Below are 242 nucleotides of genomic sequence, written 5' to 3'. Positions count from 1 at the left end.
TCCGTACTGTAATAAAAATTAAATCGGCTTTCACAAGTAGAGGCTCTAAAGTTTATTGGTAAAGCTTCACAGCCATTTGTTGAAATACTTGAAAAGTCATCTGTTAACTCAACCATTGGTATTAGACTAAAAGTACTATCACTAGTATCTATTAAAGAGGTATCACCTATATTACTTATTCTAATTAAATAGTTACTTGTAGGTAAACTATTAGGCGTACTCCAACTATAACTCCCATCATT

The 242-nt window shown here is 31.4% G+C and carries 1 protein-coding gene; it reads right to left on the bottom strand.

Translation table 11 applies throughout. The features are described 5' to 3' along the window. A partial coding sequence (locus Q0997_RS20415; protein ID WP_299892596.1) for a hypothetical protein occupies nt 1–242 on the bottom strand: 242 nt, incomplete at both ends.

It is taken from the genome of uncultured Lacinutrix sp. (assembly GCF_947500325.1).
In the GTDB taxonomy this organism is placed as follows: Bacteria; Bacteroidota; Bacteroidia; order Flavobacteriales; family Flavobacteriaceae; genus Lacinutrix.
The sequence above is the reverse complement of the archived record's forward strand: the minus strand, read 5'-3'. Positions and strand labels throughout refer to the sequence as shown.